The 20138-nt window shown below is 55.1% G+C and carries 20 protein-coding genes; 10 read left to right on the top strand and 10 right to left on the bottom strand.

Going from position 1 to position 20138, the window contains the following annotated elements; all coding sequences use genetic code 11:
* The first annotated feature begins 26 nt into the window (after window positions 1-26).
* A complete protein-coding gene (locus tag AC6I8X_RS22675; protein ID WP_313686169.1) occupies window positions 27-296 on the top strand; it encodes a hypothetical protein in 270 nt (89 codons plus the stop codon).
* Window positions 293-1819, top strand: coding sequence for a sodium:solute symporter family protein (locus AC6I8X_RS22670; RefSeq protein ID WP_299450536.1), 1527 nt, complete (start codon window positions 293-295; stop codon window positions 1817-1819). Before AC6I8X_RS22675 ends, AC6I8X_RS22670 begins: the two co-directional genes overlap by 4 nt.
* 39 nt (window positions 1820-1858) lie before the next feature.
* Here AC6I8X_RS22670 and AC6I8X_RS22665 read toward each other — a convergent pair whose 3' ends face one another.
* Together AC6I8X_RS22665 and AC6I8X_RS22660 are read right to left on the bottom strand one after the other, a co-directional pair.
* Window positions 1859-2188 carry a helix-turn-helix domain-containing protein gene (locus AC6I8X_RS22665; protein WP_313686168.1) on the bottom strand — a complete coding sequence of 110 codons (330 nt, stop codon included), beginning with the start codon at window positions 2186-2188 and terminating at the stop codon, window positions 1859-1861.
* Window positions 2172-2564, bottom strand: coding sequence for a type II toxin-antitoxin system RelE/ParE family toxin (locus tag AC6I8X_RS22660; protein WP_497841189.1), 393 nt, complete (start codon window positions 2562-2564; stop codon window positions 2172-2174). Before AC6I8X_RS22660 ends, AC6I8X_RS22665 begins: the two co-directional genes overlap by 17 nt.
* 173 nt (window positions 2565-2737) lie before the next feature.
* On the opposite strand from AC6I8X_RS22660, the gene AC6I8X_RS22655 reads away from it, so the two are divergent.
* Window positions 2738-3427 (top strand): DJ-1/PfpI family protein, encoded by a 690-nt coding sequence (locus tag AC6I8X_RS22655; RefSeq protein WP_084881203.1) that lies wholly within the window; start codon window positions 2738-2740, stop codon window positions 3425-3427.
* Here the strand turns inward: AC6I8X_RS22655 and AC6I8X_RS22650 are convergent.
* From AC6I8X_RS22650 to AC6I8X_RS22635, 4 genes are read right to left on the bottom strand one after another with little or no spacing between them, the layout of a single operon-like run.
* Complete coding sequence (locus tag AC6I8X_RS22650) at window positions 3417-5009, bottom strand: cyclic peptide export ABC transporter (protein WP_497841188.1); 1593 nt, start codon at window positions 5007-5009, stop codon at window positions 3417-3419. The genes AC6I8X_RS22655 and AC6I8X_RS22650 overlap by 11 nt on opposite strands.
* A gap of 8 nt (window positions 5010-5017) precedes the next feature.
* Window positions 5018-7000 carry a Fe(3+)-hydroxamate ABC transporter permease FhuB gene (fhuB, locus tag AC6I8X_RS22645; protein ID WP_497841187.1) on the bottom strand — a complete coding sequence of 661 codons (1983 nt, stop codon included), beginning with the start codon at window positions 6998-7000 and terminating at the stop codon, window positions 5018-5020.
* Complete coding sequence (locus AC6I8X_RS22640) at window positions 6997-7866, bottom strand: ABC transporter substrate-binding protein (protein WP_497841186.1); 870 nt, start codon at window positions 7864-7866, stop codon at window positions 6997-6999. The genes fhuB and AC6I8X_RS22640 overlap by 4 nt, the downstream gene beginning before the upstream one ends.
* A complete protein-coding gene (locus AC6I8X_RS22635; protein WP_497841185.1) occupies window positions 7860-9989 on the bottom strand; it encodes a TonB-dependent siderophore receptor in 2130 nt (709 codons plus the stop codon). The genes AC6I8X_RS22640 and AC6I8X_RS22635 overlap by 7 nt, the downstream gene beginning before the upstream one ends.
* Before the next feature lie 158 nt (window positions 9990-10147).
* Here AC6I8X_RS22635 and AC6I8X_RS22630 point away from each other — a divergent pair, with 158 nt between their 5' ends.
* Window positions 10148-10933: an AraC family transcriptional regulator gene (locus tag AC6I8X_RS22630; RefSeq protein WP_497841184.1), complete on the top strand. Its 786-nt coding sequence runs from the start codon at window positions 10148-10150 to the stop codon at window positions 10931-10933.
* 110 nt (window positions 10934-11043) lie between these two features.
* On the opposite strand, the gene AC6I8X_RS22625 is transcribed toward AC6I8X_RS22630, so the two are convergent.
* Window positions 11044-11397, bottom strand: a complete 354-nt coding sequence (locus tag AC6I8X_RS22625) for a hypothetical protein (protein WP_497841183.1) — start codon at window positions 11395-11397, stop codon at window positions 11044-11046.
* 6 nt (window positions 11398-11403) lie between these two features.
* Window positions 11404-13062, bottom strand: a complete 1659-nt coding sequence (locus AC6I8X_RS22620) for an inositol phosphate phosphatase SopB (protein WP_497841182.1) — start codon at window positions 13060-13062, stop codon at window positions 11404-11406.
* A 410-nt stretch (window positions 13063-13472) separates the two neighbouring features.
* Here AC6I8X_RS22620 and AC6I8X_RS22615 point away from each other — a divergent pair, with 410 nt between their 5' ends.
* The 6 genes from AC6I8X_RS22615 (at window position 13473) to AC6I8X_RS22590 (ending at window position 18406) form a co-directional block, all read left to right on the top strand.
* Entirely contained in the window at window positions 13473-14669 is a 1197-nt protein-coding gene (locus AC6I8X_RS22615) for a M20 metallopeptidase family protein (protein ID WP_299450550.1), read from the top strand.
* A 16-nt stretch (window positions 14670-14685) separates the two neighbouring features.
* Window positions 14686-15534: a transporter substrate-binding domain-containing protein gene (locus AC6I8X_RS22610; RefSeq protein ID WP_299450553.1), complete on the top strand. Its 849-nt coding sequence runs from the start codon at window positions 14686-14688 to the stop codon at window positions 15532-15534.
* Window positions 15535-15546: 12 nt separating this feature from the next.
* Window positions 15547-16266, top strand: coding sequence for an ABC transporter permease (locus AC6I8X_RS22605; RefSeq protein WP_084880409.1), 720 nt, complete (start codon window positions 15547-15549; stop codon window positions 16264-16266).
* A gap of 9 nt (window positions 16267-16275) precedes the next feature.
* The gene (locus AC6I8X_RS22600) at window positions 16276-16959 is read left to right on the top strand and encodes an ABC transporter permease (RefSeq protein ID WP_313682912.1); all 684 of its coding nucleotides are present in this window, start codon (window positions 16276-16278) and stop codon (window positions 16957-16959) included.
* A complete protein-coding gene (locus AC6I8X_RS22595) occupies window positions 16959-17735 on the top strand; it encodes an ABC transporter ATP-binding protein (RefSeq protein WP_497841181.1) in 777 nt (258 codons plus the stop codon). The genes AC6I8X_RS22600 and AC6I8X_RS22595 overlap by 1 nt, the downstream gene beginning before the upstream one ends.
* 281 nt (window positions 17736-18016) lie before the next feature.
* Entirely contained in the window at window positions 18017-18406 is a 390-nt protein-coding gene (locus tag AC6I8X_RS22590; RefSeq protein ID WP_497841180.1) for a response regulator transcription factor, read from the top strand.
* Between the two features lie 5 nt (window positions 18407-18411).
* Here the strand turns inward: AC6I8X_RS22590 and AC6I8X_RS22585 are convergent, their stop codons facing one another.
* Window positions 18412-19191, bottom strand: a complete 780-nt coding sequence (locus tag AC6I8X_RS22585; RefSeq protein WP_313682906.1) for a molybdate ABC transporter permease subunit — start codon at window positions 19189-19191, stop codon at window positions 18412-18414.
* The gene (locus AC6I8X_RS22580; protein ID WP_084880424.1) at window positions 19188-20114 is read right to left on the bottom strand and encodes an extracellular solute-binding protein; all 927 of its coding nucleotides are present in this window, start codon (window positions 20112-20114) and stop codon (window positions 19188-19190) included. The genes AC6I8X_RS22585 and AC6I8X_RS22580 overlap by 4 nt, the downstream gene beginning before the upstream one ends.
* Window positions 20115-20138 lie beyond the last annotated feature (24 nt).

Below are 20138 nucleotides of genomic sequence, written 5' to 3'. Positions count from 1 at the left end.
CATCATTCTAAATTCCGGAGGGGGTTATGAGTACCATGATCATGGCGCAACAATTGCGCGATCGCATTCGTATTAAAAATAAAATCTTTGCCATCTATCTGCTGGCTTTATTACTGCTGGCGCTCTGTCCGCCGTTATATTTAAGTGTCAGTGGTAGTGGGGTATTATTTCTGGGTATTCCGTTGCCGATTATTTACTGGCTGGCTATTGCGGTATTTCTTGGCGTCGGATTATGGGTGATGTATCTCGCTGAATGTGCATTTGGCGAAATTCCCGCGGATGAGGAAGTATCATGAAAATTAGCGCCGCAGAACCGCATTATTTAATTACCTTTGGCATGATTGGTTTATTTCTGGCGATCATGATTGCCGTACTCTATGCCACCAACCGTAAAAGCACCTCGTTCTCTGACTATGCGGTCGGCGGGCGCTCTTACGGTCCCTGGTATATCGCCATGAGTTACACCAACTCCTGGTGGCCGGGGGCGACCTTTACCGCGTTTTTTGCGCTCTCTGTTAGCGGCGTGATTGGCTTCTACGGCGCGGTATACTCCACGCTCGGCGTCACTGCGATGTATCTGATGGCACGCCGCGCCTGGAAATGGGGTCAGCACTTTAACCTGACCACGCAGCCCGATTTGCTGGGGATGCGCTACAACAGTCCGGCTGTGAAACGTGTGGCATCGATCATTGGCATCATCTGCGTGTTTCCGTGGGTAGTGATGGGCATTCAGGCACTGGCATTGCTGGTGGAGTTTGCCAGCTTTGGTCGCTGGGGCGTCACCACCTGTTTGATCGCGGGGGTACTGCTGATTCTGGTACGCCAGTACTGGACGGTAAGTATGGGGATGCGCGGATTAATCATGACCGATATGTACCAGGGTATTATCGCTTATGGCCTGGGCGCGCTGGTGTGTGTGGTGCTGTTGTTCAACGGCGATCACAGCTTCGGCCAGCTATCGTCGCTGCCGCCAGCCATGTTACAGATTCCGGGTGCCGAAGGTTCGCATTACGGTTCGTGGTATATGTTCAGCCTGATTTTCACCGGCGTGGTGGGGTCGATGTGCTGGCCGATGAGCTTCCAGCGTATCTACACCGCCAGCGGTATCAAGGCGGTGAAGAAGGGCACGTTACTGACCATTCTGCTGGTGGGCGGTTTCTACGCCATCCTGATGTTGTTTGCTACGGCGGTCAGCCAGGATCCGAATGTACAGGCCAACCCACAGAACGGTTTCTTCACTGCCTTGTTTGATCAGGGTGGCCCGTGGCTGCTGGCGTTAGCGTTGGTGATTGTGCTGGCGGCGAGCATCGGCCATGTCGATGGATGTGTGCAGGTATGCGGTACGCAATTCGCCAATGACCTTGCCACCTGGAACAAACCGCGCAGCGATCGTCAGTTAACGGTGCTGGCTAAATCGGGCATGGTGGTGTTTATTGTCGCGGCAGCGCTGCTGGCGTATTTCACTTTTAACTATTCACGTTTGCAGTTGCTGGCACAGATTTCTTACCAGGGGATTATCCAGCTGGCGGTGCCTCTGTTCTTTGGCATCTTCAGTCGCTTTGGCAATAAGCAGGGCGCACTGCTCGGCATGATGACCGGCATTATCATCGCCATCGTGCTGACGGTTTTCTTCCCTGATGACATTCCGGCCCTCGGCTCGCTGACCAGCGGTATTGTCGGTCTGGCAGGTAATCTGCTGGTGTTTGTCGCCTGCGGCGTGCTGGTACCGGTGGATGCCAAAGAGAAAGCGCGGGTTGAAGCGTTGTTTGCACTGGCAGAACGCCCCACGCAGCCACTGGGGAAACCGGTGCTGAATTAACGCGGAGGTAAAAAAAGCCCCATTTATTGGGGCTTTTAATCAGATAGCGAAGACATCCGGCCCCTTTATTGCAATGGTATTGAGTACGCGAAGCGCCGCACCATTGGGTTTTTTCTCACCTCGTTCCCATTTTGAAATGGTCACAACTGACATATTCACGTACAACGCCAGCATGGCCTGGCTTAAGTGGAAACGGTCACGTAAGGAGCGTATTTCTTCGCCATTCATATCCTGAACAACTGGCAGACTGGCACGTAGTTCTCGCAGTTGGACGCGGGCATCGATATGTTTTACCAGCTCATCAGAAACCACGCCGATTTCGTTGAAATCGTGAGCAATTTCCTGCAAGTCTTTAAGATGATTCACCATCACACTTAACCTCTCTCATTTTCCCTGCCTTTATGGCTCTCAGTGCCTGTTCAGGCGTCATACTCATCAATTGCAATGCAATAGCTTTATAGAACGCAAGTTCATCATCCGGAATTTCCTTGCTGTTCTTCTTCACATCGCTTTTAACCCAGCCATTCATAAAAAATACATCCTGACCTGACTTAAACGCGATGATTACGCGTGCACCGTAACTTTTCCCCCGGGTTAATGGGATACGTTTTTTATAAACATCCCCACCCAGATTGGCCTCATAGTGACCAGCCATAACTTCCTTTGCAGCTTTGCATAACTTCCCGTTGTCGACTTGAGCACCTTTAAGGTTCCTGTCGAACGGTTTTAAGACGTAATTTGTCATAACTTTTCCTTGTTGATTTTATTAGAGCTTCCCTGCTCGCAATCACGCTATCTATAGTACTAAGTATCGTACATGGCAGCAACCCCATCAATTGCTGCTTAGGATGCAGATGCATCTTCCCCCAAATAAGTCCATGATAAGCCGATGATTCCCAACAGGAGCTGATAATGGCGATGTCCACCCCTTTCAATATTGGTCTGCTGCTTTTCCCCTCTTTGACGCAACTCGACCTTACCGGCCCGTGGGAAGTCTTCGTGCGGATGCCTGGCGTTAATAACTACCTGGTGTGGAAAGATCGCCAGCCGGTGATGTCCGACCGGGGTTTAGCCATCATGCCGACGGCGACGTTTGCGGATTGCCCACCGCTGGATCTGATCTGTATCCCCGGTGGTCCGGGCCAAATTGCGCTGATGGAAGATGACGAAACGCTGGATTTTGTGCGGCGCATGGCGGAACAGGCGCAGTGGGTGACCTCGGTCTGCACCGGTTCGCTGGTGCTGGGTGCGGCGGGGTTGTTGCAGGGCTATCGCGCCACATCCCATTGGGGATCGCTCGATCAATTGAGCTTGTTTGGGGCAACGCCGGTGCAGGAGCGGGTGGTGCGCGACCGTAACCGCATCACTGGTGCCGGGGTGACTTCCGGCATCGATTTTGCGCTGACGGTGGCGGAAGAATTGCTGGGGCGGGCAGCGGCGGAAAATATTCAGTTGCAGATGGAGTACGACCCGGCCCCGCCGTTCCACAGCGGTTCACCGCGCAGCGCTTCAGCAGAGAGACTCACTGAAGCGCAGCAGCAAATCGCGGAGTTTATCGCCCGCCGCCGGGTGGCGAGCGAAAAAGCGGCCGGGCGGCTTAAGCGTTAAGTAGCTGGCCCAGCTCCAGCTTCAGGCAGCGATCGGCGAGGTGAAAATAGCGATCGTCATGGGTTATCACCAGCACGGTTTTGCCACGCGCTTTCAGCGCGGGCAGCAGCTGGTGATAAAACACCTCGCGAAACGCCGGGTCCTGATCGGCTGCCCATTCGTCAAACAGATAAAATGGCCGATCTTCCAGCCACGCTACCAGCAACGCCAGCCGTTTGCGCTGCCCGGTAGAGAGCGCCAGTGTGGAGAACACCCCATCCTGTAACGTGACTTTGTGGTTAAGCTGCAATGCTTCCAGTAGCTGTTGTGCTTCATCATTCCAGCGTGCGGCATCAATCCCCTGCAGATCGTCGAACAGGTGGAAATCGTTGAATACCGCCGAGAACAGCTGCCGATAGCGCGCGCGGCTGGCATCGGTGATGGCAACACCATCCAACAGCAACTCGCCACCATCAGGTTGATATAAGCCGGTAATCAGCCGGGCCAGTGTGGTTTTGCCGCTGCCATTACCGCCGGTGAGATACACCAGTTCCCCCGCGGTTAACTGCAACGAAATCGGTCCGACCTGAAAACCCTGCGCTGCGCCATGATGGTAGATCAGATCGCGCAGCTCCAGTCGCTGAAATTCCTGCGGGGCGGCGTCGATGTGGGTTTGCTCGGGCGGCAATTGCAGCTGCATCGCATTGATGCGCTTCAGGGCAACCTGGGTCATGGTCAGCGAGGGCAGGGTGGATAGCGCGCTTTCAATCGGCACAATCATATAAAGAAACACCATGGCGAAACCCGACAACACCGCACCGTGCAAGTCCAGCACGCGGGTCAGCAGAAACATCACCACACCGATAAACGCGAAGAAAAAAACGCTGGCCCAGATATTCGCCAGGGAATACAACACATAACCGCGCGTGCGCTCGACGCGTACTTTCTCAATAGTGGTGAACAATCGATTATGCAGAAACGCCTGCTTGCGCGCGGCGTGCAGTCGTAACTCTTTGGCTCCGCTGAATAGCGCATTGACATCGCCGGTCAGGGTTTCTTCCCGCTGGCGCGACTGGCGCATCAGTTGCAACGCACGGCGATGCACCCAGCTGTAGCCGAGGGAGCCAATCAGCACGGTAACAATCGCAATCCCCATCACGGTGACAGACAGATAACCCAGATAGGCCATGCAGCCCATGATTACCGCCAGCGACATGACAAAAGCCGGGAGCGAAACGAAAAAGATCACTACCTGATCCAGGTCCTGGGTCAGGATGCTGAGTGCGCGCGGCATGCCGTGCAGCTCCAGATCGGCATAGCGCGCATCCGCCACCTGCTGCACCAGCATGCGTCGCAGCTGGGCTTTGCTGCGCTGGCCCATCGCCATAAACAGCGACTGACTGAGCGTTCGCGTGCCGAGCATCAGCAGCGCCAGCAGACCAAATTGCCACGCCAGTTGCAGGCGCTGCGCGTCCGTGGCGTTCAGCCCCTGGTTGATTAAGGCCAGCAGCGCCGCGTTACTTAAACCGCCCACTATGCTACAGCCCAGCGCCACAAAAAATAACGCACCGGTGGTGCGCAGTAACATCAGGTAAATCGCCACCTCATCTCCTATGAGTTTGTACTATTCAACGGACGCCACAGCAGTAGCGCCAGCCACGGGCCGCCGATCAGCGTTGCCATCAGTCCGGCCGGAATTTGTCGTGGATAAAGTAGATTGCTGCCTGCCCAGTCAGCCAGCATCATCAGTACTGCCGCAATCAGCACCGCCAGTATCAGTTGCCCGAGCGGACGGCGTGCGCCCAGCTGCCGTGCCAGCTGTGGCCCAAGCAGGCCGATAAAGGACAGTGGGCCGACAATTAACGTCGCCACGCCGGTCATCGCCGCCGCCAGTACCATCAGCAGCAGGCGCGCCTGTATGACGTTAAGTCCCAGTGAGGACGATACCGTATGCAGCGGTAACAGCAGCAATGCGCGGCGCAATAGCGGGGTCAGTGCCAGCAACAGCAGCGCCAGCATCAGCGCGATTGCCGCGGTACTGGCATTGACGTAGTAGGTTGAACCGGTCATCAGCTGACGCAGCATCGCTGCCGCCATGCCGTTGTTGCTCATTACGATAGCGGCGACTGACTGAAACAGCGCGGTGATAGCCAGGCCACTTAATAACATGCGTTGCGGATTGAGAGCGTAATGGCGCGCCTGCCACAGCGTGAGCGCCAGCGTCAGCAATGCGCCGATGGCGCTACTGGCCAGCATCAGCATGATGCCACCCAGCGGCCAGAGCAACAGTTGTACGGTGATACCCAGTGAGGCGCCAGCGCCAATGCCCAGTAATTCCGGGCTGGCCATCGGGTTACGGCTGACCCGCTGGATGATTACGCCAGCCGCCGCCAGCAGCACGCCTGCCGACAGTGCTGCCAGCAGACGTGGCAGACGGAATGGCAGCAGGGCATGGAGTTCAGCCAGCGAGTTCCAGTGCCAGCCGTGAATGCCACGCGCAAAATCGAGCGACACCGCCAGCAGCAGAAAAAACAGCGCGATCACCGGCAGCAGGATCATGCGATGGGTGGGAAAGGGCGCCTGAGAAGGTTCACTGACGTCGGGTTGAAAGATATGACGCAGCCGGGGTAAAAACCACAACAGCAACGGTCCACCCGCCAGCGCTGTCATCATACCGGTTGGCAGCAGCAAACCACCGATGCCGTTCAGACGGCTGACGCCCTGATCGGTCAGCCACAGCAACCCGGCAGCCAGCAACGGCGACCAAATCAGTTTCTGGCGCAGATGTTTTGCGCCCGCCAGCATGGCAAGATGCGGTGCCGCGAGGCCAATAAAACCAATCACGCCGACCACGCTGATCACCAGGCTGCTGATCACCAGCGCTGACAGCAGTGCGATGCCCCGCACCAGCCCGGCGGGCATGCCTATTGAATGGGTTACCCGCTCATCCAGTGCCAGCAGCCGCAGAGGCCGCAGGATCAGCAGTATCGGCAAGGCGGCCAGCAGCACTCTCGGCAAGAGCCACCAAAACGGGCTGGCATTTTGCTGGGTTAGGGCACCACCGCCCCAGATAAATACCGCCGCCAGCGAACGGTCATAGATGATCGTCAGCAGCAGATTGACGGAGCCACAGTACAGATTGACCAGCATGCCCGCCAGCGTCAGTGCCAGCGGGGTAAAACCCTGACGAAAACTCAGCAGGAACACCACAGCAAAGGCCAGCAATGCGCCGCTCAGCGCGATCCATTCACGTCCTGCCAGCAGCCATGCCGGGCCAGCCAGGGAAGCGAGCGACAGCGCCAGCGTGGCGCCGGAAGCGATGCCCAGTGTCAAGGGCTCCGCCAGCGGATTGCGCAGCGCCTGTTGCATCACCACCCCGGTAAAACCCAGCGCCAGCCCGCACAGCAACGCCATTCCCTGGCGCGGTAACCACATCTGGCTAAAGATCTGCTGCGCCAGGCTGGGATTGGCTGAACCGTGCAGCACCTGCCAGATATCTGGCCATGCCAGCTGCTGGCCGAGTTGTTGCAGGCTGAGGAGCATCGCTGTGGCGAACAGCAGGGTGCAGAGCAGGGCGGGATGGCGTGTCATCATGCGTTTGCCTCCTGTAACGCGCTGACCAGACTCTCGGCAAAACGTACCGCCGTCAGCACACCGCCCTCGGTGGATAATCCATCGGGCATTACCCGCAACCGGTGGCCAACGCGCGTCAGGGTCTGCCACAGCGGGGAGTGAATGACCGGTGTCAGGTCCACCTCCGGCCAGGAAGGCAGCAGCACCAGCCAGCCGGGCGGCATTTGTGCCAGTTGTTCCAGCTCCAGCGTTGCCATGCCCTGTGGGCCGACGGCGAAGGGGGGGCGATGATCCAGCCCCAGCAATCTCAGCATGTCGTTAAACAAACTCCCCGGGCCGAGCGCCAGCACATGCAGCGTATCCAGCGGATGCAGCAGGTAGATGGGCCGTGGCTGAAATTGTGCGGCTCGTTGCCGGGCCTGGTCGAGCCGCTGCAGCAGGGTGGTCATCACCAGGTCCGCCCGGGGCCCCTCTCCCGCCAGCTGTGCCATAGCACGCAAATTCTGCTGCGCCTGCTGCCAGGGATGGGGGCTATAAATTGGGAAGTAATGCAACGGCGCGATGCGTGACAACTGCGCTTCGGCCATACGATGTGCGGGGGTGACCAGCAACTGGCTGGGATGCAGTTCAAACAGGGTTTCATAGTTGGGTTGAAACAACAGGCCAACGTCGGTCACCTGGGAGGGCAACGGCGGCTGGCTGAACAAGCGGCGATACCAATCTGGCGCGGCGACCCCCACCGGCGTGACGCCGAGCAGCAGCGCCATTTCGGTTAATCCCCAGTCGAGGATCACCCAACGTGGCCGGGTTGCGGCCAGCAACGGAAACGAAAACAGGGCAGCGCCTGCCAGCGCGCCCTGGATTACCTGCCGACGGCTAATTACCACTGATAGCTTACCGTGGCGATCAATTGCCGCCGCAGGCCAAAGTGGCAACCGAGATCGTTACAGTTGCTGATGTACTGTTTATCGGTCAGGTTTTGCAGATTCAGCGCCAGCTGCCAGTCCTGCCAGCGGTAACGCATCATCGCGTCATAAATCATCACCGCCGGTACTTTCAGGCTGTTGTCAGTGGTGGCGTAGTTGGTACCAACGTAGCGTCCGCCACCGCCGATGGTGACGCCATCAAGCACCCCCGGTAAGGCGTATTCGGTCCACAGGCTGGCAGTCTGCCGGGCGATCGCTACCGGCTGTTTACCCTCGGTATCATCGTTAGCCGAGATCACTTTCGGGTTGGTCAGCGCGTACGAGGCATTCACCAGCCAGCGTGACGTGATGTTCGCTTTCGCATCCAGCTCGAATCCCTGAGAGCGGATCTCGCCGGTTTGCACCGAATAATTAGCATGCTCCGGGTCGGCGGTCAGGACATTGGTTTGACGCAGGTCATAGAGCGCTGCGCTGAACAACGCGTTAAAGCCATTCGGTTGATACTTGATTCCCACCTCCGACTGTTTGCCTTTGGTCGGCTTAAAGGGATCGCCCGCCCAGGAGGTGCCGGACTGCGGCTGGAACGATGTGCCATAGCTGATATAGGGCGCAATCCCATTGTCAAAATGGTACATCAGACCGGCGCGACCGGTCGTGGCGTAGTCGTTCAGCTCGGTGCGGGTATCGGTGACCCAGTTCTGCGCGCGGCTTTGCGCTTTGTCATAACGTCCGCCGAGATTGAGGATCCAGTGGTTCCACTTCATGCTGTCCTGGAGGTAAAAACCCAGCTGGGTCATAAAAGAACGACTGTGGTTATCAATCGACGGGCTTGCAACCGGCGTACTGTAATCCGGGTTGAGATAGCTGATATCAGACGCAGTACCGTAGCCGCTGTTCTGACGTAAATCGTCGTGCACATAATCCATGCCCACCGTCACCGCATGGTTAACCGGGCCGGTATACAGATTGCCTTGCAGGTTAGTATCGACATCAAACGCATTGAAGGATTCGATCACGCGCATGCTGTCACGGCTTACCGTCGCCGAGCCATCAACCACAGTATTGGTCGGGTAGACCATCTGGTAATCGCTGCTGGTGTGCAGATAACGCAGGTTCTGGTGCAGGCTCCAGCTGTCATCGAACTTATGCATAAAGTCATAGCCGATGCTGGCCTGCTCGCGACGATAGTAATCAAAGCCCGGCTGGCCGCCGTAGAAGCTGTCGGAGTAATTGCCCTGCGCGAGGTGGATTAAGCTCCCTTCCAGCGGCATCTGGTTATAAAACCCGGCGTAGGGATCTTTGCGGAACTGCCCGAGCAGCGTCAGACGCGTGTCGTCATTGGGCTGCCAGGTCAGCGCCGGGGCGATGTCATAGTGTTTATATTTGGTGTAATCGACCTGGGTGTCGTTACGAGACCAGGTGCCGGTAATACGGCCCAGCCAGTGTTCGTCATTATCCAGCGCGCCGGAGAGATCCAGCCCGGTTTGAAACAGATTATGGCTACCGGTGCTGACAAAAATCTGGTGGATAGGTTCGGCGGTGGGACGTTTGCTCACCAGGTTAACCACGCCGCCCGGGCTAGCCTGACCAAAGGTCACTGAGTCCGGGCCTTTGACCACTTCGACGCGATCCAGCAGGAAAGTATCGAAACTCGGACGTGACCAGTAAGTCACCGTAGGCAGACGCAGGCCATCCAGGAACTCGTCAGCCGCGAAACCACGAATGTAGATATCATCGAAACGGTAATCTGCGCCACCGCCTTCGGAGCCGATGCCGCTGTTATAACGCAACGCCTGGGCCACGTTCAGTGCACCCTGGGAAGCCATCTGCGCCTGAGTGATCACCGAGATGCTTTGAGGTGTTTCGATTAACGGGCGGCTGCTTTTGGTGGCAGAATCCGCTTTTTTCGCCACCTGGTTCCAGCTGTCGGCATCACCGCCATCGGTATCCACGTTATTGGCGGTGACGGTCAGCGTATTGTCATGCGAATTATTATTGTTATCAGCCGCCAATGCCGGTGTGCTGCTGAACAACACCAGCAGTAAGGCGTTCAGTGGTGTGCGTTGAAAAGTGCGATGACGCAAGATTTTTATCCCCGATATAGTCCAACGGCCATAAATAGTGATACAAATGATAATCATTACTATTTTATTTGATAGCGCCGCGCTGGCGGCTTCGCGCGATTGGTTGGTTCAATAACGCAAAGCGGACAGCAATCGGCAATCTGACAGGATTGGATGTGATGGTGTTGAACAAACCACGGCTAACCGATGCCAGCCCGACCTTACCCTTATTAACCACACGGGAAATGCATTATCACGCGGGGCGTGAGGAGCGCTGGCATGCCCATGAAGTGGCGCAGCTGGTGCTCTGTTTGCAGGGAGTGATGCGGGTGCAGACGCACAGCGCATCATGGACATTAACACCGGGCAGGGCGCTGTGGCTGCCGGGGACTTTACCTCATGCGTTAACGGCACTGAGCGATATTCGCAGCCTGAGTCTGTATCTGGAACCGGTGGTGGCTTGCACCTTCTGGCCGGAAGCTCGCAGCATGATGATTTCGCCCTTGCTCCAGGCGTTAATGCAGACGCTGGTGGAGATGGAACAACAATCTAACCCCGATCCGTTGCGGGTGGAACTGATTACACCGTTGTTGCTGGATGAAATCCATCGCGCACCCGAAGGGGCGGTCTGTGTGTTGCCGTTACCTGCCGATCGTCGTCTGATGAACATTTGCCAGCAGTTGCTGCAAACTCCGGCCAGTAGTGACACGCTGGAAGAGTGGGGCAATCGCGTTGGGGCCAGCTCGCGTACCCTGGCGCGTCTGTTCCGCGATCAAACCGGTATTACCTTTACGCAATGGCGGCAGCAATTGCGATTATCAGAAGCGCTGGTGCAACTGGCACAGGGACAACCGGTACTACGCATTGCCAGTCAGCTCGGCTATCAAAGTCCCAGCGCGTTTATCTCCATGTTCCGCCGTTTGCTGGGTGATACGCCACAGCGTTTTTTGCGGATTTCAGGGTGAAATCGCCAGCCTGATGATCACCGATGCCCGCCTGTAGTGGGGCATCGGGCAAGGGTATCCGTGCTAATTTCGCCCGTTGATCTTCCCTGTTTCTCAACGCCCGTTCAAAACTATACTGTGTTGGAAAAGCCATTTTTACATAGCATGCGGCACACGCTGATGAGTTGGTGGAGTCCCGATTCTACTTCTGCCGCAGAACTGGTTGCCGGAAGGCGTAACAGGGCTAACAGCGCAGTCTTATCGGCATCCGTTGCCAGCATCACCGGGCTGGAATAGTTAAGTTGCAAGACTCTTTGCAAATCATCTACCGTGTTGGGCAATGGCCCAACAGGACAACACATCTCCAGCGTATGGTCTGACTCATTGAAGTAAATGGTCAGTTCCTTATCAACGATTAAAACCGGGTCATCACCGTCTATTTCCAACCCGAGAGCGTCATAAAGACTATAAATAATATTCGACATAATTCCTCAGCTATAAACCAGTTTTGATAACCCTTGTGTTGCTTTCAATACCTGGTTGTTTCCAATACGCTCATTAAATGACAGATTCATTCCGGGAAGAGGTAAGGACTTAATGACTTTATTACCTGCAACACTGGTGTTATACGCCTGAACCTCTGCATTACCACCATTAACCAGGACGTTCTGAAATAATTCCTTATCGGCTTTACTTTGCAGACGACCCGGTTGACTTAATGGTTTTCCCTGATGCTGGCTTATCACCTCCCTTTTGATTTCTGCATCCAGCATGCCTGTTCTGTCTTTGCCACTTTTACAGTTCCAGCACGGTACAGCACCAATTTCATATGCCAGCATGGTGATGCGTTGTGCTGCCTTGTAGGGCTCACCTCCATCATGATGGTGGGATTTTTTAATAAAGATATCCCTGAGCTGCTGGCTAAGTTCCCGTACTTTTGCTCCATTCTCAGGGTTGGTTTTCAGATATTCGCCAACCATACCTTGAGGTTGCGTAGTGAATTTCAGTTCAGGGCCAAATAGTTGCTTCAGTGCCTGATCATTATATTTATCTGAGGCAGTCCAGCCCAGTTTGAACTTCAGTGCCATTTCGTTAACCCCCAGACTGAATGCAACAACCTTCAGATTGACCTTTATCTGTTTTAATTCGCCCTGTTCATTCCTGATGGTAAGACTCAGAGGCGTTTGTTGGGTCAATGCTTGCCAGGCATGCATTTGGTCAGCGACCATACCATCCTCTTTTCCTGGCTTGCTTGCGGTGGCGAGTGAGGTGGAAACCAGGTTCAAAGGAACGACCTGGCCGGAGAGCGCGCGCTGTAACAAATCTGGTTTTGCATATAAAGCTGCAGTTAATACTTCCTTTGCCCGAGTGATGGCACCGGCCTGACGAGCAGGATCGCTCTTTTTCAATCCGTAAGGTGAGAGAATACCGTGGCGGATGCCGTTAAATAACGCCTCAGGGCGACCATCCTTATCAGGAACCGTAATTTCCGACATCCATAAATTGGTGGCGTGTTGGGTATCAGTAGTGGTTGCACTGCAAACACCTTTATCCAGATAGGATTGCTGGAAGATATCATGGATGCCAGCCTTCATTTTCCCGGCGGGAGTCAGGGTGCTGATATAATTATGGTCGCCGTGTGCAATCTTTGTATTTATTTTATCCCAGTTATTGCTGTTGCGTATTTTTATTGCCGCTGCTTTGAATTCTTTTTTTATGATGCTTTTAACGTCTTTCAGGGGCACTCGATGTTTATTACTGAATGCAGTTGAAATATTATCGATGAGTTTGCTATTTAATTTTTTTGAGGTGTTTATTTGTTCTTTACTGGCCATCTGCATACCTGACCCTGTCGTTTTTAAAAGTCCTGGTATCAATTGCAACGTGTTTTTATTGAGTTTCAATTTGTCCATGACAAATTCTGCGATGTTCAATTGCTCAGTCTGGAAAGCCAAAAGCGCATTGACCGAACGTGCAGGCGGGGAAATATCACCCCCCGGTTCTGAACAGATTGGAGTGGCAAGGTAGGGGTTTGCAGCATTACCGCTGGTAAAAGGCAGCGGATCCTGCGAGGCCCGACGGGGCTGGATTTGTTCTGTGTTCAAATCATAGGTTCTAAGTTCTGCATGTGGTATTGAAGCCCGAATCACATTAATCTCCTGATAGTAAAACAAAATTTATGAAGCCGTCTTACTAACAACGAGCATCAAATAAACCCAGTTTACTGAATCAGATGAATGGCTTTTATGAATTACCGCATACGCTTATGGTTTTGGTACAACAGCCAGATTGCCTAAATATCCAGCAATCGTTTGTTCAGTAACAAAATCAGAAATACTGATGATCCGCAGCCGATTATGAATGTTATGACTGCTTCCTTTCCCGCACATGGATTTTTATCCTGCTTTCGCAGGGGATTAGCAAAATATCACGAAAATTCAGCAAGTAACCCGCAAGATTGCGCGTTGCATTCTGCCAGGGGCTGTGAATAAATACAGAGACTTTCTTCATAAAAATGCCATATAGGCCGGGCGCAAGCCTGAAAAAGATCACCGCAACCATGAAAGACCATCAAGCCACTTTGGCCCGGGAAATCAGTGCCAGAAGCGAAAGCCTGGAAGCACATCTCATCAATATCCGTCGTGATATTCACGCCCATCCTGAACTGGGTTTCGATACTCACCGTACCGCGAAAATCGTTGAGCAGGAGTTGTTAGCTCTTGGCCTGACGCCGAAAACCGGCGTAGGGAAAACCGGTGTGATGCTGGACATCGTCGGTGCTCATCCCGGTAAAACCGTATTATTGCGTGCCGATATGGATGCGCTGCCGATTCACGAGCAAACCGGGTTGCCGTTCAGCAGCAATTATCCGGGTAAAATGCATGCCTGTGGCCATGATATTCATACCGCGACGTTGCTGGGCGTGGCATCCATCCTGCCGCATTATCGTGACCAGCTGCACGGCACGGTACGCCTGATTTTTCAGCCTGCGGAAGAAACGCCGGAAAGTGGTGCGGAAGCGATGATCGCCGATGGCGCGGCAGATGGCGTCGATCTGGCGATTACGCTGCATAACAAACCGGAACTGGCAGCCGGTGAAATCGGCCTGACACGCGGGGCCAGTACTGCCTCCAGCGATGAGTTTGATTTGGTGGTGCACGGCACCTCAACCCATGCGGCGCGCCCGCATATGGGTACCGATCCAATCATTGCGGCGGTGCATCTGATCACCCAGTTGCAAACTATTGTTTCCCGTGAACTCGATCCGGCTAACTCGGCGGTGCTGACTGTTGGTCATATCCACGGTGGCACCACGCACAATATCATTTCTGATAGCTGCCTGATTCAGGGCACGGTGCGGGCGAAGTCTCCGGCGGCACGCGCACATATCGAGACGGCGTTCAAACGTATTTGCGCGGGGGTGGCGCTGGCGCTGAATACGCGTATTGAGGTCAATTATCAGCGCGGTGTACCACCACTGATGAATGACGATGCGCTGATTGACCAACTGGAAACCATCCTGTCCCATCAGTTCGGTAAAGCGATTATCGCTAAACCCAGTGCCAGCTTTGGCGCTGAGGATTTCTCGCTGTTTACCGAACGGGCACCGGGATGCCAGATCCATATTGGTTCCGGCGCGCCAGGACGCGACGATCACCTGCACAACTCGGATTATCAACCCGACGAGCGCAGTATTCATGCAGGCACTCAGGCGTTAGCCCGTTTAGCCATCGATTTACTCTCCAGCAATCAATAACAAATCCTGAGGTTTTATGATGATGCGTAAAGGGCTTTTCACCGCTTCCGTTGGCATGCTGCTGCTTGCCACTTCTGCTCTGGTCCAGGCGAAAGATTTTGGCACCCTGAAATTTGCCACCGAAGCGGCTTATCCTCCGTTCAACCAATCCACGCCGAGCGGTAAAATTGTCGGTTACGAGCCGGATATGGTGGCAGAACTGGCAAAACGCGTTGGCTTCAAATACGAGCTGGTGGCACAGAAATGGTCAGGCATGATCCCCGGCCTGGTCGATGGCAAATACGATGCGGTGGTGGATGCGGTAACCGTCACGCCGAAGCGTGAAGAAGTGGTGGATTTCACCCATCAATACACCGTCAGCGTGTCGGGCTTTGTCACCCTGAAAGGTAGTGCGCTGGATACCCTGCCAGGTAACAACGAAGTGGTGCAGGCCGGTGATGAAGCGGGTATGACCAAAGCCATCGACGCGCTGAAAGCGAAGTTCAAAGGCAAAACCATTGCGGTGCAGGTTGCCACCATCCAGGCTGACTTCCTTAACAAATATCTGTCTGATGTGGCGACCATCCGCACCTATCAGGGTGGCCCGGAAACCTTCGCCGATCTGCTGAATGGCCGCGTTGATGCGGTGATGGCGTCACGTACTAACCTCAATGCCTATGTGAAAAAACATGCGGATACCGTGAACAGCACCGGCTATGGTTTTGTCGGTGGTGTGCTGGGTCAGGGGTCAGCGATTGCGTTGCGTAAAAACAATCCAGAGCTGAAAGCCGCGCTGGATGCTGCGCTGGTCTCAATGATCAAAGATGGCACGCTGAAACAGCTTTCTATTAAGTGGTTCGGCGAGAACGTCGCACCTGCGGAATAATGCCTGACGCTTATGACTATCGACTGGCAACTGTTAGGATTCGGTGATGAAGGGTGGGGCGGCGTATTGCTCAATGCTGCTACCGTCACCGTGACCGTTTCTCTCTGCGCCTGGTTGCTGGGCGCAATTCTTGGCAGCTTGTTGTGCTGGATGCAGATTGGTGGCTCGCGCTGGCAACAACGGCTGGCGGGTGGCTATATCACGCTGTTTCGCGGTGTGCCGGAATTGTTGGTGATCTACCTGTTTTACTTTGGTGGCCGCCAGGTGGTGGGCTTCTTTGGCGCGTTGCTCGATTTACCGGGGCCGTTCGATGTGAACGGCTTCGTCGCCGGAGCCATCGCCATCGGGTTGATCTCGGGTGCGTATCAAAGCGGCGTGTTCCGTGGGGCTTACCACGCCATCCCGAAAGGGACGCTGGAAGCAGCGACCGTCACCGGCATGGGGCGTCTGATGTTGTTTCGCCGCATGATTGTGCCGCAGGCGCTGAAAACTGCGTTACCTGGCATGGGTAACCAGTGGCAATCGGTGATTAAGGAATCGGCGCTGGTCTCAGTGACCGGCCTGGTCGAAACCATGAACCAGATTTCTACCGCCTCCAATTCAACGCAAATGCCGTTCTTTTTCTACAGCGTGGGTGCGGTGATTTACCTGATCATCACCACCTGTTCCGATTTTGTCTTCCGCTATGTGGAAAAAGTGGCCATGCGCGGGCAACAACGCGCCCGGTTGTAAGGAGGCCCGATGGATTTTTCCTTTTTGCAGCACACGCTGGTGGCGCTGCTGCGCGGATTACCGCTCACGCTGAATCTTGCTGTCCTGTCGCTGCTGGGCGGCGGGATGCTGGCGCTACTGCTGAATTTGCTGCGACAAAACCGCGTGGGCAGCTATGTCGCGCGGTTTTATGTCTGGCTGTTTCGCGGCACGCCGTTGCTGATTCAGATTTTCATGATCTATTACGGACTCGGCAGCTTACCGGCGGTGCGCGAGAGCCTCTTCTGGCCGCTGCTGCGTGATCCTTACTGGTGTGGCCTGATAGCCCTGATTCTTAATGATGCAGCGTACACCTCGGAAATTCTGCGCGGTGGCCTGAATGCGGTGAGCGTGCAATCGCTGGAAGCGGCGAAGGTGTGCGGCATGTCGCGCTTTACCATGCTGCGTCGCATCACGCTGCCAATTGCCGTGCGTCAGGCATTGCCTGCTTACAGCAATGAAATCATCTCGATGATTAAATCAACGTCGCTGGTCAGCACCATCAGTCTGATGGAGATGACCGGCATTGCCGATTCGATTGTGTCCGAGACCTTCCGCGCGCTGGAGGTATTTATCAGCGCGGCGATTATCTACCTGCTGCTGACCGTGCTGGTGAGCAAAGGTGTGGCGCTGCTGGAGCGCCGTTTGTCCCCTTATTACGCTGGAGCACGTTAATGAGCAAACCGACTATCGCCCTGAGCCATCTCAGAAAAAGTTACGGTGGCCATGAAGTGCTGCACGACATCAGCCTGACAGCACAGGATGGCGATGTGATTTCGCTGATCGGTGCCAGTGGTTCGGGCAAAAGTACCCTGCTGCGCTGCATCCCGTTCCTCGAAATTCCCCAGGGGGGCGAGATCGCGGTAGGTGACGAAGTGGTCACCATCGATAATCCGCATGAAAAGCTGAATCGCGAGCAGCGTAACCGCATCAAGCTGATGCGGATGCAACTGGGTTTTGTGTTCCAGAGCTTTAATCTGTGGCCGCATAAAACCGTGTTGCAGAACATCATGGAAGCCCCGGTGCATGTCCAAAAGCGCAGTTCTAAAGAGGCGCTGGAAGAGGCCGAAGCGCTGTTGCACAAAGTGGGGTTGTATGAAAAACGCAACGCCTGGCCGTCACAGCTTTCGGGCGGACAACAGCAACGTGTGGCGATTGCCCGCGCGCTGGCGCAGCAGCCGAAGGCGATTCTGTTCGATGAACCGACTTCGGCGCTGGATCCTGAACTGGTGGGGGAAGTGCTGCGCGTGATCCGCGGGCTGGCGGAGGAGGGGCGTACCATGATTATCGTGACGCACGAGATGGGGTTTGCCCGCGATGTTTCCAATAAAGCGGTGTTTTTGCATCAGGGTAAAATCGAAGAGTCAGGCTCACCGCAGCAGGTGTTCAGCGACCCGATTTCGCCGCGTTGTAAGGCCTTTGTCAGCAGCCATTTGCAACGCAACAGCTAGTCCGCCTCACTTGAGTGTAAGTAGATTTTACACGATGCCTTAGAAATATCTGATTTCGCACTGGTGTGGTGCAAAAAGCAAGACCACGCCAGTGCTGGAGTCAGATAATTATCCTCCCGATGTGCCTGACGTTCGCAGGATATGCTGTTTTTTAACCTGGTGCTATTCACACAAATCCCCGGCGGAATGCGGCTTTATGGCTGATTTTCGCCGGTGGAGATGTGGCCGTACGCAGACTATTATCAGCGCTCGCATGACGTTTTTAGCTGCGGGGTAAATTGATGATTGCGACGGTCTGGTTAGTGGAAGACGACGTATCCGTGAGCGAATCCCTTGGGTTCCTGTTGAAAGCGCTGGATTATCAGGTGGTGGACTTTATTGATCTTACCGATTTTGAGGCCGCCACAGCGGGAGCCAGGCCGTTACGGGGTTGTCTGCTACTCGATGTGCCGCTGCCGGACATCAACGGACAAAACTGGCTGGCGGAGCACACCCAACGTCACCCGTTATTGCCGGTGATTATTATGGCCGACCATGACACGCCAGAGGAATATCGCCACGATGCCTTTGCCTTTTTCATCAAACCGCTGGATATGGAACCCTTGCTGGCCAGCATTAAACAGGCAGTGGAGGAGAGTGCGCGGCGCGTGGAGCGCTGGCACTCAGGGTGACGATGTTATACCAGCGCGACTTTCCCCTGTTGCAGACGTCGCGAAGTGACAAAGCACAGCAGCGGCACCGGTAAGGTAAACAGCAACAACAACCATAGCAGCACATACACGGCATCGACGCCGTCATTTTGCAGGTTGTTGTACAGCTGTACCGGCATCCCCTGGGGGAAGTAGGCAAAGATCATCACGATACCGAATTCGCCCATGGCACGCACCCAGGCCAGGGCGGTGGCGGAAGCCAGGCCCGGAGCGGCCAGCGGCACGGATAATCGCCAGAAACGTTGCCAGGGCGGTGCGCCGAGGGTGCGACCGGCTTCAAGAATTTCTTTCGGCACGCCAGCGAAGGCGGAACGTGCGGCAGTGACAAAGTAAGGCAACGCGCCATACCATTGCGCCAACACAAAGGCTGCCGGGTTATTCACCAGCGTCATGCCGAACCGTCCCAGTAACTCGCCGGGCAGACTGTAAGGCCCATAGGCACTCACCAGCAAAATCCCCATCGCCAGCGGTGGCGTGAGTAGCGGGATCAACACCAGCAATTCCACGATCAGGCGCGCTTTTCCCCGCGCCTGTGACAGCCACCAGGCCACCGGTAATCCGCTGAGAAAAATCAGCAACAGCGCCACCCCTCCCAGCGCGAGGGAGGTGGCGATGGCATGGCTATCGCCCCATGCCAGCCGCAGATGCTGCCAGTGCGTCACGCCAATCAGCGTGACGAACGGGACAGCCAGCAGCAACAGGGCCGGAAGTGAGAGCCACAACGCGGTGGACTGGCGTTTTCTCATGGCTGGTACAGCACGCCACCTTTCGGTGCCGCATAGCCGTTCTGTTTCAGCAGCGCCTGGCCTGGCTGGCTCAGCATAAAGTCAACGAAGGCTTTACCGGCCGCGGTGCCGTTCGGCGCATTTTTCAGCACCGCAGCGTAGTACACCATCGGCTGAGTATGCAGGGTTTTTTCCTCGCCTTTGCTGTCTTTCACCTGGAAGCTGACCGTGTCATACCACTGTTTCGCCTGATCCGGATTGCTCAGATTGATTTCATCCGGCAGTGCGATATAGGGCAGATGGGCGGAGATCACCTCACTTTCGTAACCGGCCGCAGCATCAACCTGGCCGCTCTCCAGGCGTGCCAGCAGGCCACCTTCCAGATGGGTTTGCGCCGGGTTTTGTACCCCGCCCATGATTTTTTCGGCGATGCCCGGCTGGTGGTAATACTTCTCAGCCAACAGCAGGGTAAAGACGATATTCTGACCTTTCGGATCGTTAATAGGATCGGTGCGGCCAAATTTCAGTCCTGGCGTTGCCAGCACTTTCAGCCAGCTGGCATCGCTGCCTTTGGCCTGAGCAAACTGCTGCGCGTATTTACCCTTAGGGCTGTAGGCGATCACCATGCTGGTACTGGCAACCGGCACCGCGGTATCAATCAGTCCGGCATCTTTCAGGATCTGCATCGGCCCTGGGGTGATGGAAACAAACACATCGGCAGTGATTTTCTTACTCGCCAGCAGGCGAGCCATGCCGTAAGCCCCCTGGCCTTGTCCCTGGTAATTACCGTTATTTTCTTTAGCAAACGCTGGACCTAACGCCTGGTCCATGACTTTGCCCATCGAACCGGCGTAGGTGACGCGGATGTCGGTATTTGCCAGGGCATTAAGACTAAGACTCGCGCCTGCGGTGAGCAGAAGCGCGCTAAGCAGTTTATGTTGCATTCCATTTCTCGCTATATAATTAGG

This window comes from Pantoea sp. X-Soil-TKNS-1280 (assembly GCF_059730475.1).
Note: the sequence above shows the minus strand (reverse complement) of the source record. Positions and strands in the feature narration are given on the sequence as shown.